This window comes from Variovorax sp. IB41 (assembly GCF_016405905.1).
Lineage (GTDB): Bacteria > Pseudomonadota > Gammaproteobacteria > Burkholderiales > Burkholderiaceae_C > Variovorax.
In genome coordinates this window covers 40,048-53,826 of the sequence record NZ_JAEFCB010000004.1, presented here as the reverse complement: position 1 = coordinate 53,826, position 13,779 = coordinate 40,048, and the positions used below count along the sequence as shown (strand labels likewise).

At 65.5% G+C, this 13,779-nt stretch carries 15 protein-coding genes; 8 read left to right on the top strand and 7 right to left on the bottom strand.

The annotated features are described in order from the left end of the window. The first annotated feature begins 2 nt into the window (after positions 1-2). Genes era through JC881_RS10530 form a run of 7 tightly spaced genes read left to right on the top strand, consistent with a single transcriptional unit; the run spans position 3 to position 6,288 of the window. Positions 3-971: a GTPase Era gene (gene era / locus JC881_RS10560; RefSeq protein WP_198785676.1), complete on the top strand. Its 969-nt coding sequence runs from the start codon at positions 3-5 to the stop codon at positions 969-971. 1 nt (position 972) lies between these two features. Continuing rightward, the gene (gene recO, locus JC881_RS10555; RefSeq protein WP_198785675.1) at positions 973-1,746 is read left to right on the top strand and encodes a DNA repair protein RecO; all 774 of its coding nucleotides are present in this window, start codon (positions 973-975) and stop codon (positions 1,744-1,746) included. Continuing rightward, positions 1,743-2,525 carry a pyridoxine 5'-phosphate synthase gene (locus JC881_RS10550; RefSeq protein WP_198785674.1) on the top strand — a complete coding sequence of 261 codons (783 nt, stop codon included), beginning with the start codon at positions 1,743-1,745 and terminating at the stop codon, positions 2,523-2,525. Before recO ends, JC881_RS10550 begins: the two co-directional genes overlap by 4 nt. Then, positions 2,522-2,932, top strand: coding sequence for a holo-ACP synthase (gene acpS / locus JC881_RS10545; protein WP_198785673.1), 411 nt, complete (start codon positions 2,522-2,524; stop codon positions 2,930-2,932). The genes JC881_RS10550 and acpS overlap by 4 nt, the downstream gene beginning before the upstream one ends. Continuing rightward, positions 2,929-4,035: a beta-N-acetylhexosaminidase gene (nagZ, locus tag JC881_RS10540; protein WP_198785672.1), complete on the top strand. Its 1,107-nt coding sequence runs from the start codon at positions 2,929-2,931 to the stop codon at positions 4,033-4,035. Before acpS ends, nagZ begins: the two co-directional genes overlap by 4 nt. A gap of 11 nt (positions 4,036-4,046) precedes the next feature. Then, positions 4,047-5,396 (top strand): galactosyl transferase GMA12/MNN10 family protein, encoded by a 1,350-nt coding sequence (locus tag JC881_RS10535; RefSeq protein ID WP_198785671.1) that lies wholly within the window; start codon positions 4,047-4,049, stop codon positions 5,394-5,396. A gap of 22 nt (positions 5,397-5,418) precedes the next feature. Next, the gene (locus JC881_RS10530; protein WP_198785670.1) at positions 5,419-6,288 is read left to right on the top strand and encodes a DUF7164 domain-containing protein; all 870 of its coding nucleotides are present in this window, start codon (positions 5,419-5,421) and stop codon (positions 6,286-6,288) included. 5 nt (positions 6,289-6,293) lie between these two features. Here the strand turns inward: JC881_RS10530 and JC881_RS10525 are convergent, their stop codons facing one another. The 6 genes from JC881_RS10525 to JC881_RS10500 form a co-directional block, all read right to left on the bottom strand. After that, entirely contained in the window at positions 6,294-6,980 is a 687-nt protein-coding gene (locus tag JC881_RS10525; protein WP_198785669.1) for a class I SAM-dependent methyltransferase, read from the bottom strand. 18 nt (positions 6,981-6,998) lie between these two features. Next, complete coding sequence (locus JC881_RS10520) at positions 6,999-7,538, bottom strand: M48 family metallopeptidase (protein WP_198785668.1); 540 nt, start codon at positions 7,536-7,538, stop codon at positions 6,999-7,001. Next, positions 7,535-8,812 (bottom strand): Hsp70 family protein, encoded by a 1,278-nt coding sequence (locus JC881_RS10515; protein WP_233101698.1) that lies wholly within the window; start codon positions 8,810-8,812, stop codon positions 7,535-7,537. Before JC881_RS10515 ends, JC881_RS10520 begins: the two co-directional genes overlap by 4 nt. After that, on the bottom strand, positions 8,809-10,371 hold the full coding sequence (gene lysS, locus JC881_RS10510) for a lysine--tRNA ligase (RefSeq protein ID WP_198785666.1): 1,563 nt from the start codon (positions 10,369-10,371) through the stop codon (positions 8,809-8,811). The genes JC881_RS10515 and lysS overlap by 4 nt, the downstream gene beginning before the upstream one ends. Before the next feature lie 121 nt (positions 10,372-10,492). Further along, positions 10,493-11,137 (bottom strand): LON peptidase substrate-binding domain-containing protein, encoded by a 645-nt coding sequence (locus JC881_RS10505; protein ID WP_198785665.1) that lies wholly within the window; start codon positions 11,135-11,137, stop codon positions 10,493-10,495. A gap of 30 nt (positions 11,138-11,167) precedes the next feature. Then, positions 11,168-12,133, bottom strand: coding sequence for a glycosyltransferase family 2 protein (locus JC881_RS10500; RefSeq protein WP_198785664.1), 966 nt, complete (start codon positions 12,131-12,133; stop codon positions 11,168-11,170). A gap of 97 nt (positions 12,134-12,230) precedes the next feature. On the opposite strand from JC881_RS10500, the gene JC881_RS10495 reads away from it, so the two are divergent. Next, positions 12,231-12,791 carry a YggT family protein gene (locus tag JC881_RS10495; protein WP_198785663.1) on the top strand — a complete coding sequence of 187 codons (561 nt, stop codon included), beginning with the start codon at positions 12,231-12,233 and terminating at the stop codon, positions 12,789-12,791. 79 nt (positions 12,792-12,870) lie between these two features. On the opposite strand, the gene accD is transcribed toward JC881_RS10495, so the two are convergent. Further along, on the bottom strand, positions 12,871-13,743 hold the full coding sequence (accD, locus tag JC881_RS10490) for an acetyl-CoA carboxylase, carboxyltransferase subunit beta (RefSeq protein WP_013540010.1): 873 nt from the start codon (positions 13,741-13,743) through the stop codon (positions 12,871-12,873). Positions 13,744-13,779: the final 36 nt, after the last annotated feature.

The window sequence follows — 13,779 nt, the reverse complement described above, 5'->3', positions numbered from 1 at the left end:
CAATGAACGACGCTATCCATCCAGAAGCCGAACCCGAAGACGCCACAGGCGACGCTCCGGGCGCCGGCGGTCCGCAACACTGCGGCCTCATCGCCATCGTCGGCAAGCCCAACGTGGGCAAGTCGACGCTCCTCAACGCGCTGGTCGGCCAGAAGATCAGCATCACCTCGCGCAAGGCGCAGACCACGCGCCACCGCATCACCGGCATGCGCACGCTGGGGGCGACGCAGTTCGTGTTCGTCGACACGCCGGGTTTCCAGACCCTGCACGCCAACGCGCTGAACAAGTCGCTCAACAAGACCGTGCAGGGCGCGGTGGGCGACGTGGACCTGATCCTCTTCGTGGTCGAGGCCGGCAGCTTCACGCCCGCCGACGAGCGCGTGCTCAAGCTGCTGGGCAAAGGCATTCCGACCGTGCTGCTGGCCAACAAGCTGGACAACGTGCACCGCCGCGGCGACATCGCGCCCTGGCTGCAGACCATGCAGGCAAAGCACGCCTTTGCCGAATTCGTGCCGATGTCGGCCAAGAACGCCAAGGATGTCGAGCGCCTCTTCGGCATCTGCGAGAAATACCTGCCCGAGCAGCCCTGGTTCTATGCCGAGGACGAGCTCACCGACCGCAGCGAGAAATTCCTGGCCGGCGAACTGGTACGCGAAAAGCTCTTCCGCCTCACGGGCGATGAACTGCCCTACACCTCGACCGTCATCATCGACAAGTTCGAGGAAGAGCCGCCGCAGAAGAAGGGCCAGAAGCGCCTCCTGCGCATCGCCGCCACCATCGTGGTGGAGCGCGACGGCCACAAGGCCATGGTGATCGGCGACAAGGGCGAGCGCATCAAGCGCATCGGCATGGAAACGCGCGTCGAGCTCGAGAAGCTGGCCGACGCCAAGGTGTTCCTCGAACTGTGGGTGAAGGTGCGCTCGGGTTGGGCGGACGACGAGGCCCGCGTGCGCTCCTTCGGCTACGAATGAAGTGGCCGCTGCCCACCGCGTTTCGCACGAACCGGCGTACGTGCTCCATCGCTACGACTGGAGCGAGTCGAGCCTGATCCTGGAGGTCTTCACCCGCCACCACGGGCGCATCGCGCTGGTGGCCAAGGGGGCGAAGCGGCCGAGCTCCAATTTCCGGCCGGTGCTGCTGCCGCTGCAGCCGCTGCAGCTGAACTACGGCGGCGACGCCGAGATCCGCACGCTCAAGGGCGCCGAATGGATGGGCGGCCACGTGATGCCGACCGGCGAAGCGCTGCTCTCGGGCTACTACGTCAACGAACTGCTGCTGCGCCTCCTGGCGCGCGACGATGCGCACGAGGCGCTCTTCGACGCCTATGCCGGCGTGGTGCAGGTGCTCGCGGGCGACCACGTCGGCGCCCAGGCGGCGACCCAGGCTGCCGCGCTGCGCGCCTTCGAGCTGATCCTGCTGCGCGAGGTCGGCCTGCTGCCCTCGCTCGACGCGCAGACCCTGACCCTGGAGCCGCTCGCCCCCGACCTGCGCTACAGCCTCGTGCCCGAAGCGGGCCTGCGTTCCGCGGCGGACGGGGAGGCCGCGCTGGCCGGCGCCGACTGGCAGGCCCTGCAAGCCGTGCTCGACGACCGCGCCCCCTTCACCGCGACCCTGCGCGAGATCGCCACCATGAACGCCGGCAGCAACAGCGCCCTCAGAAACCAGCTGCGCGCCTTGCTCAACTACCATTGCGGCGTGTCCACGCTGCGCACGCGGCAAATGATGAGAGATCTGCAAGCACTATGAGCACTTCAGGCCACGCCGGCACCTCCACCTCCCTGTCAGTCAACCTCAACAAGGTCGCCTTGGTCCGCAACACGCGCCATTTGGGCATTCCGAGCGTGCTGACCGCCGCCAATGCCTGCCTGGCGGCTGGCGCCCAGGGCATCACGGTGCACCCCCGGCCCGACGCGCGCCACATCCGCGCGCACGACGTGAGCGACCTCTCGGCGCTGCTCGCCAAGGACTGGCCGGGCATCGAGTTCAACATCGAAGGCAACCCCTTCCACAACCTGATGGACTTCGTGCGCGAGCTGCGGCCGCACCAGGCGACCTTCGTGCCCGACAGCGAATCCCAGTCGACCAGCGACCACGGCTGGAGCTTTCCGGGCGACGCCGAGCGCCTGCGCCCGCTGATCGCCGAGGCCAAGGCGCTGGGCGTGCGCGTCAGCCTGTTCATGGACCCGATCCCCGAGATGATGGCCGCGGTCAAGGCCGTGGGCGCGGACCGCGTCGAGCTCTACACCGAAGGCTATGCCGCCTCGCGCGGCACCGCCGACGAAGAGGCCGTGCTCGCGCGCTATGTCGAATCTGCAGTTGCAGCCCAGGCTGCCGGCCTCGGCGTCAACGCCGGCCACGACCTGAGCCGCGACAACCTGACCGCGTTCCTGAGCGCCGTGCGCGGCGTGCACGAGGTCTCGATCGGCCACGCCTTCGTCGCCGACGCGCTCGAACTCGGCTACACCGCCACGACGCGCGAATACCTGCGCTGCATCACCGAGGCGCAACAGGCCCGGGCTGCATGATCTACGGCATCGGCACCGACATCTGCGACCTGCGCCGCATTGCCGCGACCTTCGAGCGCCAGGGCGAGCGGTTCGCGCGCAAGGTGCTGAGCGATGCTGAATTTGCAGTCTGGCAAGCCCGCAGCGCGCGCTGGCCCAAGCGAGGCCTGAGCTATCTGGCCACCCGTTTTTCCGCCAAGGAGGCCTTCAGCAAGGCCATCGGCCTGGGCATGCGGATGCCGATGACCTGGCGCTCGTGCGAGATCGCCAACCTGCGCAGCGGCAAGCCCGTCATCGTGCTGCACGGCGCGCTCAAGGACTGGTTCGAGGCCAAGGGCCTCACCGCCCACGTCACGGTGACCGACGAAACCGAATACGCCGCGAGCTTCGTCGTGGTGGAACACAAAGACAGCAAGAACGACGCATGACCGCGACGACAGGCAGCCCCACCCACGCACCGCTCATCATCGATGTGGCGGGAACCGAACTCAACGACGCCGACCGCCGGCGCCTGGCCAACCCCCTGGTCGGCGGCGTGATCCATTTCACCCGCAACTGGCAGGACCGCGCGCAGATGACCGCGCTCAACACCGAGATCAAGGCGATCCGCCCCGACCTGCTGATCTGCGTGGACCATGAAGGCGGGCGCGTGCAGCGCTTTCGCACGGACGGCTTCACGCACCTGCCTTCGATGCGTTCGCTGGGCGAGTTGTGGATGCGCGATGCCATGCGCGCCACGCAGGTCGCGACGGCCGCGGGGCAGGTACTTGCCGGCGAGCTGCGTGCCTGCGGCGTCGACTTCAGCTTCGCGCCGGTGCTCGACCTGGATTACGGCGGCAGCAGCGTGATCGGCAACCGCAGCTTCCACCGCGATCCGCGGGTGGTGGCGCTGCTGGCCAAGAGCGTGATGCATGGCATGCTGCAGATGGGGATGCGCAACTGTGGCAAGCACTTTCCGGGGCATGGGTTCGTCTCGGCTGATTCGCACGTCGAAATCCCGGTTGACCGTCGCGGTCTGAAGGCGATCCTCGAAGACGATGCGCGGCCGTTCGATTGGCTGTCGGGCACGCTCACTGCGGTGATGCCGGCGCATGTGATCTATCCGAAGGTCGACAAGCGGCCCGCGGGCTTCTCGCCGAAGTGGCTCCAGGATGTTCTGCGCACCCGGCTCGCGTTCGATGGCGCCATCTTCAGTGACGACCTGAGTATGGAGGCGGGGCGGTACATCGATGGCGAGCTGCTGAGCTTCACCGATGCGGCGCTGGCGGCGCTCGATGCAGGATGCGACCTGGCCATGGTCTGCAACCAGAGCGTGGGCGATGGCGCATTGCTGGACGGATTGCTCGAAGGTTTCGGCGCCGCTGCGAACGCAGGGCGGTGGCAAGGACGGACTGCCAGCGAGATGCGCCGGCAGTCACTGCGGCCCCAGTCGCCTGCGTTGAACTGGGCTGCGCTGACCGAGTCGGCGGCATACCGCGGCGCCAAGCGGCTGCTCCCCTCGGCCGACCTCAAAGAAGGCGCCCTGTCCTGAGGAGATAGACCATGCCCTTGTGCCTCAGCTTCTTCCAGCGCAAGGACGACGCGGTATTGCGCAACCACGCGCACTACTGCCGCTCGTTCGGGTACGACCACCAGTGGACGGACACTGACCACATCCTCCATCCCGCATTGCGCGCCAGTGCCAAGTACAGCGAGATCCTTCGCTGGCTGCGCAAGCTGGCCGAGGGCGACTGGCTGCTGTTTCTCGATGGTGATTCGGTTGTTTTTCATCCCGTCGCCATCGAGACCCTGATGGAAGGCCGCGACCTGCTGGTGCTGGAAAGCCCGGCCGTCGGCGACCATTCCGGCCTGGCGATGACCAACATGATGGTGTTGCGCAACACGCCCGCCAACAGAGCCCTGCTGCATCAACTGATCGAGGACTGCGGCCGGGTGATCGCGCTTGTGACCGATCGGCTCGACGAGGCGGCGCGCCTTCGCCCGGCGGGCATGCTGGCGTGCAACGCCACGATCGGCGACATCTACGTGAACGTCTCCTGGCGCATCGGCCAGTGGTTCCACGCCCGCATCTTCGTGGTGAACATGGGTCCGTTGCCTATCGTGTCGCCGGCCGGCGGATTGCGCGAAGACATGCTGCACGACCTCAACCTGCAGCGCCTGCTGGTCGACCAAGTCAACGACGCGCTGATGCACGGGCGTCCGGTCTTGCAGCCGGCCGCCTATCCGGAGCTCTCCAGCGAGCCGCTCACCACCTATAACCCGGGCGGGCGCATCGCGTTCCTGACGCTGTACACCCACCACATCAACAGCTACGCGCGCGTTTCCGAACACAACGCGAAGCGCTATTGCGAGCGGCATGGGTACACGTACCACGTATACAGGGCCGTGCCAGACGAGATCGGGCCTGGCATCAACGGCTCGTGGGTGCGGACGTGGCTGCTGCAGCAGCACCTCGCGCAGCACGACTGGATCATCTGGATCGATGCGGACACCCTGTTCTTCAACCAGACCCGGCGCATCGATGAACTGCTGCAGGGCCGCGACCTGCTGCTGGGCAAGGACGTCGGAGCCTGGTCATTCAACTCGGGTGTGATGGGGTTCCGGAACACGACCCGCAATGCTGAACTGCTGGCAAGCATCTGGGCGCGGATCGGCAGCGTGGACGACAAGTCGACCGTCTACGCGAGCCAGGGCGACCAGTACTACACCAACGAGGTACTGACCGCGGAGGGGCTGGTCGGCCCTGAGAGCATTCTCGACAACCTGAGCATCAATACGCCGCCGCACCTGGCGACCGACGAAACGCTGCTCGTGCATTTCATCAACCTCGGCGAGCCCTATCGCTCCGCGTATATGGCTGCATTCGACACGCGCTCGCAACGGATCCGATAGCGCTCGGAATCAAGGAAAAACCATGACGATGGGTGTGCTGGTGTACATCGACGACAAGAAAGAAATCGTCGACGAGTTCTCATGGCTCTACAAGAGCATGATTTTTTCCGGTCTGTTCGCCCGAGCAAAGATCATTGCGGTGTGTCACCCGAATGTCGTTCATCGGCTGCCGGCGGACGAAAGAATCGTGGTCATTTCGAGTCCGCCCTACGTCGACACCCATGCCGAATGGGCAGGCTACGGCTACATCAACTCGGTGGCGAACCTGCGCGACGCGGCGGTTGTCGAGGAGTGCCGAAAATACGAGGTCATCCTGAAGACCGATTGCGACACCTTCGTCACACCTGCGCTTGTGGACTTCACGCCCACGGGCCTGTGCTTCGGCTTCGGGGCCTACGCGTATGAAGAAGAAGTGCGAAGAAAACTGTCCGAGTGCAGCCTGCGCTGGGGGTTTCCGCACGCGGGCATGCACAACGTCGGCGCGTCGGTTCTGGGGCCCTCTGAATTTGTCTGCAACTTCCTCGATGCCCAGATGGACTTCTGCAACAAGCTGCTGGACGAGGAGTTCCGTGATTTCCAGGGCGCGTGGCCCGGCTGGTGCAAGAACGTTTTGACGATGTACGCGGGCGAGCTCGCGGTTCGCCGCACGTACCCCCAGCAGTGCTCACTGGGACTGCTGGACCATCTGCCTTATGCGAGCCGCGCGCTTGGAAGCGATGTTCTGCACATCCATGCGTGGCACACGGACCAGTATTGGTCCAAGCATCAATTCCGTGCCGGCAAGTACGCCGACATCGCTCCCGGCGATATCGACATGCGCACGTTGGGCGGTTACTGCCACGGCCTCGTCGTGGCCGATGTGGAAGAGCTCAAGGCGAAGGCCGCGGCCTGAGGGCTTCAACGGCCCAGGCGCGCCAGGGTTTCACCGATATCGTCGAGCAGCCACAGGCCAAGGCACCGGTCGTTCTGCGGCATCTGGTACTGGCCTTGCGCCGAGGGATAGATGATCGCCTCGGTCACGTTGCCCTCGATGATCAGCCGCCTGGGCGGCGGCAGGTTGTACGGCGGCAATTCGAGATTGATCGGCGTCCACTCGCCGGTCGCGATATTGCCGTTGCGCGGAAGCGTGCGGTAGGTGAAGGTGGTGGTCAACAGCCACTTCGAGCGGCTCGCCACGAGGGCATGCAGTGCCCGGAACACATCCGCATGGGAAAAGTGGAACAGGCAGTCGCGGCAGAGCACCAGGTCGACCTTGGGCAGGCTGTCGGTCAACAGGTCCAGCTTGCTGAACCGGCGGCCGGGGCGCGCAAAGCGCTCGGTGTTGCGTTGCACCAGCGTGTCGACGATGTCCGCGCCGTGGTAGTCGATGCCGGCGAGATCGACGTGCTGCATCCAGTTGAAGTCTCCGCAGGGCGCGTCCAGCAGCGACTCCACCTGCAGATCACGCAGCAGCGCGGGCAATTCCCGAATCACCTGCGCGGTGTTGCTCAATTCGGAGCCCGCTCCTGAAACGCTTTCCGCGGAGCCCCAGGTGTTGGCGGTAAAAATGTTGGAGAAAACGGTCTCGGTCGGTTGGGAGGACATGAAGGCCCTTGTCTGTTGCTACGGGGATTCGCGCGGCGGCGCATTCGACGCCAGGTTGGCCCACAGGGGCTCGCCGCGTGCGTCCAGGTGGGTCAGGTACAGCCGGAGATCGAACTCCAATCGATGGTAGCTCGGCTCCATGTGCGTGCACAACGCGTAGAAGGCCTTGTCGTGGTCACGTTCCTTCATGTGGGCCAACTCATGCACGACGATCATGCGCAGCAGATCGAGCGGCACCTCCTTGAACAGGCTGGCCACCCGGATCTCCCGCTTGGCCTTGAGCTTGCCGCCCTGGACGCGCGAGACCGTGGTGTGCGTGCCCAGCGCGTTGCGGATCACGTGCAGCTTGTTGTCGAACATCACCTTGGCCAGCGGCTCGGCCTTGCGCATGAAGTCGTTCTTGAGCCCGCTCACGTAGTCGTAAAGCGCCCGGTCCGACTGGATGTCGTGCGTTCCGCCGGGATGGCGCTGGCTCAGCAGCGCCGCCAGCTTGTCCTGCGCGATCAGCTGGCTGACCTGTTCCTGCAGACTCGCCGGATAGCCTGCCAGGTATTTCATGCCCGGCGCCGTTGGGGCGTTGCGCAGGCGAGGCCGGTGGCCACGCCGCCGAACAGGTCGCCCTCGACCAGGTTCACGCCCGCAAAGCTTTTTCGCAAGGCGTGCTGGAACGGGCGCAGGGCCGACGAGCCGCCCGTGAGGTAGATCGCATCGAGGTCGCCGCTGCGCAGGCCCGCGCGCTTGACGCAGGCATGCGCGCTCGCGATCACCTTTTCGAGATGACCGGAAAGCTGTTGCGCCATGTCGGCAGGCGAGAGCGTGGCCACCAGCCCAGGCTCGGCGCACGAGAGGTCGATCGAGGTGGGCGCATCGGTCACCGAGGCATCGATCTTGGCCTGCTCGACGGTGGCGGCAATGCGGTGGCCGTGGCGCTCTTCCAGCACCGTCATCAGCCGGTCGTGCAGCTGCGTGTCGGCATAGCTGGTGCGCAGCTCCTTCGCCTGGCGCACCGCCTTGGCGGCATAGAGCCAGTTGATCAGGTGCCACGACGACAACTCGAAGAACACCTTGCTCGGCACTTCGCGGCCCTGCGGCCCGTGGTGGCGAAAGCCGAACTGCGGCATCACGCGGTCGAGGTTCAGGCGCTGGTCGAAGTCGGTGCCGCCGATGTGCACGCCGCTGGTGGCCAGCACGTCGTCGCTGCGGTCGGTGCGCGCGGCCCGGTCCGGGCCCACGCGCACGACGGTGAAGTCCGAGGTGCCGCCGCCGATGTCGACGATCAGCACCACCGATTCCTTGGTGATGCGCTGCTCGTAGTCGAAGGCGGCCGCGATCGGTTCGAGCTGGAAAGCCACGTCGCGAAAACCCGCGGCGCGCGCCGCATGGCGCAGGCTCTCTTCGGCGCGTTCGTCGCGCTTCGAATCGTCGTCCACGAAGTGAACGGGCCGCCCGATCACGACTCGCTCGGGAATCCGGCCGAGCTCGCGCCCCGCGCGCACCGCCAGCTCGCGCAGGAAGCGCGCGATGATGTCCTCGAAGCTCACGAGGCCGTCGTAGACCGCCGTCTTCTCCTGCATCAGTTCGCTGCCGAGCAGGCTCTTGAGCGATCGCATGAGGCGGCCCTCGACGCCCGAGAGGTAGAGGGCAACGGCCTCGCGGCCGAAATGCGTGGTGCGGTCTTCGGCGTTGAAGAAGATCGCGGTGGGCAGCGTGGTGGCCGTGCCTTCGATGGGCAGCAGGCGGGCTACGCCGTCGACCCGGCAGGCCACGGCGGAATTGGAGGTGCCGAAGTCGATGCCGATCGTCGGCAGCGACGACGGTGAGGGCACGCTCAAGACTCCCTGCGCAGCGCCGGGAACAGGATCACGTCGCGGATGCTCGGCGAATCGGTCAGCAGCATCATCAGCCGGTCGATGCCGATGCCGCAGCCGCCGGTGGGCGGCATGCCGTACTCGAGCGCGCGCACGAAGTCATGGTCGTAGTACATCGCTTCGTCGTCGCCGCTGTCCTTGGCGGCCACCTGCGCGTTGAAGCGCGCGGCCTGGTCCTCCGCGTCGTTCAGCTCGCTGAAGCCGTTGCCGAATTCGCGGCCCGTGATGTAGAGCTCGAAGCGCTCGGTGACTTCGGGACGGTCGTCGTTGGCGCGCGCCAGTGGCGAAATCTCGGTCGGGTGCTCCATGATGAAGGTCGGCTGCCAGAGCTTTTCTTCGACGGTCTCCTCGAAGTACATCACCTGCAGGCTCGCGAGGCTGCGCTGCGAGAGCTTGTCCTTCTCTTCGTTCAGGCCGAGCTTGCGCAGGGCGCTGATGAGCCAGACGGTGTCGTCCACGCCATCGCCGGCATCGGTGTGCTTCAGGATCGCCTCGCGGATCGTCAGGCGCTCGAAAGGCTGGGCCAGGTCGACGGGCTTGCCGCCGTACGAAAGCTGTTGCGAGCCCACGGCCTTGTCGGCGATGGTGCGGATCAGCGTCTCGGTGAAGTCCATCAGGTCGCGGTAGTTCCAGTAGGCCGCGTAGAACTCCATCATCGTGAACTCGGGGTTGTGCCGCACCGAGATGCCCTCGTTGCGGTAGCTCCGGTTGATCTCGAACACGCGCTCGAAGCCGCCGACGATCAGGCGCTTCAGGTACAGCTCGGGCGCGATGCGCAGGAACATCTCCTGGTCGAGCGCGTTGTGGTGCGTCTTGAAGGGCTTGGCGTTCGCGCCGCCCGGAATGGGGTGCAGCATGGGGGTCTCGACTTCGAGGAAGTCGTTGGCCACCATGAATTCGCGCAGGGCGCTCACGGCCTTGCTGCGCGCGGTGAAGCGGGTGCGTGCGCTTTCGTCGGTGATCAGGTCGACATAGCGCTGGCGGTACTTCTGCTCCTGGTCGGCCATGCCGTAGAAGTCGCCGGGCAGCGGGCGCAGACTCTTGGTGAGCAGGCGCAGCTTGGTCACCTTGACCGAGAGCTCGCCGGTCTTGGTCTTCATCAGCGTGCCTTCGGCACCCAGGATGTCGCCCAGGTCCCAGCGCTTGAATTCCGCATAGGCGTCTTCGCCGACGGCGTCGCGCGTCACGTAGAGCTGGATGCGGCCCGTGGCGTCCTGCAGCGTTGCGAAGCTGGCCTTGCCCATCACGCGCTTGAGCATCATCCGGCCCGCCACGCTCACGGGAATGGCCTGCGCCTCGAGCGCTTCGGCCTCGACCGCGTCATGCGCCGCAACGAGCGCCGCGGCGCGGTGGCCCGGCTTGAAGTCGTTGGGGAATGCGACGCCCTTGCCCTCGGCCTGCGCGGTGCGCAGCAGCTTGAGCTTTTCGCGGCGTTCGGCGATGAGCTTGTTGTCGTCGACTGCAGGGGCTGCGACAGGAGCGGCAGCGGGCGTAGGAATGGGAGGGGTCAGGTGATCGGACATGGGGAGCGGGTGAGCGCAACAGGAGCGTGCGCGAGCCGGGATTTTAGCCGATCGGGTTCGAGCGAAACTGGCTCACAGCGCCCGCCAATCCTGCGCGATGCGCTACGGAAAATATAGCGAACTATTCAGTGATGCCCGTACGTGCCAGCAGATCGCTCACCAGTTCGAGCCGCATCAGCGGGCTGTCGAGTTCCATCAGCCGTTGCCGCAGTTCGAGCTGCATCGGCACCAGCTCGCACCATCGGTTGGCCACCCAGCCGCAATCGTTGAAGCGGTAGGGCTCGCCGATGGGCAGCCGTGCGGTCTGCGCGCCTGGCCCACCTTGTGCGCGTTGCGCGCTGCGGCGTTCTTCGAGCGTATCGACCAGGCGCCGCAGTGCAGTGGCCGTGTGCTGGAGGTCGTCGGGGATTTCGAGCGCGACGTCTTCGATCACCGCCTCCACCTCGGCGACCCACAGGCCGTGCTTCTGCAGTTCAGTGGTGCGAACGCGAAATCGCTGCGTGCCGACGCACTCGATCTGGAGCAGGCCGCTCTGCGGCGATTCGAATTCGCGGATGACGGCCAGGGTGCCGATGGCGGCGAAGCTTTCCGCATCGGCGCCGGCCTTGCGCACCTCGCTGCCGCTCGTGAGGCTGACCACGCCGAACGGCGCATCGGCCTTGCGGCATTTGCCGATCATGTCGAGATAACGTACTTCGAAGATGCGCAGTGGAAGAAGGCCCCCGGGGAACAGGACCGTGCCCAAAGGAAAGAGAGGAATTTGCACGTTGAAAACGACTGCGCCGGAAGGCTGGAGTCAGTTGGATTGAAAGATCAGGTCGAGCACGGCTGCGTGTTCGGCGCGCAGTATCCCGCGTGCCTCGAAGCCCTGGCGCGTGCGGTTCAGCAAGCTCACGATCGATTCGCGGCAGACCGCTGCGCTCTGGCCCCAGCGGGTGTCGATCTCGGACAACGCGCTGTGGGCCGCGCGGTGGAGGTTCACCATGTGCGCCAGCGTCTGTGGAATGTGCTCGGAAAAGCGGTACAGGGTCAGCAAATGCTCGCATTCACGACCGCTCAGGCGAGGAAACATCAGCGGCAGGAAGCGGCGGTAGATGCGGTCCTTGGAGGCATAGAGCCGGTCCAGGCGCAAGGTGCGCGAGGTCATGTTCTGGTGGATGCGGTAGCGCGTCAGCGGCTCGGGCAGGTTGGCGAAGCGTGCGCCGTGGAGCATGCAGTCCATCCAGAATCCCAGGTCGTCGACCACGTAGAGGTTCGGGTCGAAGCGCAGGGCGTGCGTGCGATAGAAGTCCAGGCGGCCCAGCGTGCTCTGGTTCGCGAGGTAGTCGGCACCCAGGACCATGCGTGCCTTGATGGTCGCGTCGTCCAGCGGCAGGCCGGTGATACCGGACTCGTCGTGGAAGTGTTCGAGCTGGCTGCCGACGATGGTGATGTCGGGGTGATCCTCCAGGAACCCGACCTGCAACGCGAAGCGCTCGGGCATGGCGCAATCGTCGTGATCGACGCGCGCGAGGTATTTACCTTGCGCCATCGCCATGGCGATGTTCATGTTGGTGGGCAGGCCGACATTGAACGCATTGCGATGCCGGCGGATGCGCGGATCGTCGAAGCCGGCCAGGCGCTCCCAGGTGCCGTCCGAACTCGCATCGTCCATGACGAGCAGTTCGAAGTCCGTGAAGGTCTGCGCCAGCAGCGACTCGACGGTTTCGACGACGAGTTCGCCGCTGTTGTAGGTGGGCAGGACGACGCTCAGCAAAGGCATGGTGTTCCGTAGGGCGGTGTGGATGTCGTCGGGGCGCTTGTGGGCCAGAATCGGTGCAGTCGTGCAACCGCACCCTCGCACCCTTCTTCCAACCGACATGTTGTACCAGATACCTTCGTTCCTCCTCGACGTGATCGTCGGCCTGCTCGGCGGCGCCTGCCTGCTGCGCCTCTACATGCAGTACCACCGCGTGCCGTTCGGCAACCCGCTCGGGCGCTTCGTGTTCGCGATCACCGACTGGATCGTGTTGCCGCTGCGGCGCATCGTGCCTTCGGTCAAGCGCTGGGACTTGGCGAGCCTGATCGCAGCCTGGTTGCTGGTGATGTTGAAGTTCCTGCTGCTGTGGCTGTTGATCGGCAACCTGGGGCGCATCGCCACCTTGCCGCTGGTGTCGCTGGTGGGATTGCTGCAGCTCGCGATCTCGGGACTGACCGCGTTGCTGGTGGTCTACGCCGTGCTGTCTTGGGTGCCGGGCGCGTCGCCGATGCTGCTGGACCTCATCTCCCGGCTTGCCGAACCGCTGGTGCGGCCATTTCGCCGCTTCATTCCGCTGGTCGGCGGCGTGGACCTGTCGCCCCTCGCCGCGATCGTGGTGCTGCAGGTGATAGCGATCGTGCTGAGCAATCTGCTGGTGTTTGCCTACCAACTGACTTTCTGAATCGCGCAAACAAACAAAAAAGGCCCGGGCGCATTGCACCCGGGCCCTTTTGCTTTGGTCGGTCGCGTTTCGTGCGCGTTCAGCTCACCGCATCAGCCGGCTGGCGCAGCAGCATCGCAAGCGTGCTCGCAATCGTCTTGCGCAGCTCGCGCCGATCGCTGATGAAGTCGATCGCGCCCTTGGTCTGCAGGAACTCCGCACGCTGGAAGCCTTCGGGCAGCGTCACGCGCACGGTCGATTCGATCACGCGCGGGCCGGCAAAACCGATCAGCGCCTTGGGTTCGGCGATGACCACGTCGCCCACGAAGGCGAAGCCGGCGCTCACGCCGCCCATGGTCGGGTCGGTCAGCACGCTGATGTAGGGCAGGCCCTTCTTCGCCAGGCGCGTGAGCGCGGCGTTGGTCTTGGCCATCTGCATGAGCGAGAGCAGGCCCTCCTGCATGCGCGCGCCGCCGGTGGCAGTGAAGCAGATGAACGGCACCTTCTGTTCGATGGCGGTTTCGACGCCGCGCACGAAGCGCTCTCCGACCACGCTGCCCATGCTGCCGCCCATGAATTCGAACTCAAAGCAGGCCACGACCACGTTGATGCTGTGGACCGAACCACCGATGACGACCAGGGCGTCGGTCTCGCCGGTGTTCTCCAGCGCTTCCTTGAGCCGCTCGGGGTACTTGCGGCTGTCCTTGAACTTCAGGGCGTCGACCGGGAGCACTTCCTGGCCGACTTCGTAGCGGCCTTCGGCGTCGAGGAAAGCATCGAGCCGTGCGCGGGCGCCGATGCGGTGGTGGTGGCTGCAGCTCGGGCAGACGTTCTGGTTGTGCTCCAGGTCGGTCTTGTAGAGCACCGTTTCGCAGGCCGGGCATTTGATCCACAGGCCCTCGGGCACCTGGCGGCGCTCGGCAGGGTCGGTTTGTGCGATCTTGGCGGGTAGCAGTTTTTCAAGCCAGCTCATAGGACTCCGGAATTAGCTCCCCTCTCCTTTGGGGGA

Coding starts and splice junctions, on each gene's coding strand:
- era (WP_198785676.1), top strand. CDS start 3: ATGAACGACGCTATCCATCCAGAAGCCGAACCCGAAGACGCCACAGGC.
- JC881_RS10550 (WP_198785674.1), top strand. CDS start 1,743: ATGAGCACTTCAGGCCACGCCGGCACCTCCACCTCCCTGTCAGTCAAC.
- acpS (WP_198785673.1), top strand. CDS start 2,522: ATGATCTACGGCATCGGCACCGACATCTGCGACCTGCGCCGCATTGCC.
- nagZ (WP_198785672.1), top strand. CDS start 2,929: ATGACCGCGACGACAGGCAGCCCCACCCACGCACCGCTCATCATCGAT.
- JC881_RS10535 (WP_198785671.1), top strand. CDS start 4,047: ATGCCCTTGTGCCTCAGCTTCTTCCAGCGCAAGGACGACGCGGTATTG.
- JC881_RS10530 (WP_198785670.1), top strand. CDS start 5,419: ATGACGATGGGTGTGCTGGTGTACATCGACGACAAGAAAGAAATCGTC.
- JC881_RS10525 (WP_198785669.1), bottom strand. CDS start 6,980: ATGTCCTCCCAACCGACCGAGACCGTTTTCTCCAACATTTTTACCGCC.
- JC881_RS10520 (WP_198785668.1), bottom strand. CDS start 7,538: ATGAAATACCTGGCAGGCTATCCGGCGAGTCTGCAGGAACAGGTCAGC.
- lysS (WP_198785666.1), bottom strand. CDS start 10,371: ATGTCCGATCACCTGACCCCTCCCATTCCTACGCCCGCTGCCGCTCCT.
- JC881_RS10500 (WP_198785664.1), bottom strand. CDS start 12,133: ATGCCTTTGCTGAGCGTCGTCCTGCCCACCTACAACAGCGGCGAACTC.
- JC881_RS10495 (WP_198785663.1), top strand. CDS start 12,231: ATGTTGTACCAGATACCTTCGTTCCTCCTCGACGTGATCGTCGGCCTG.
- accD (WP_013540010.1), bottom strand. CDS start 13,743: ATGAGCTGGCTTGAAAAACTGCTACCCGCCAAGATCGCACAAACCGAC.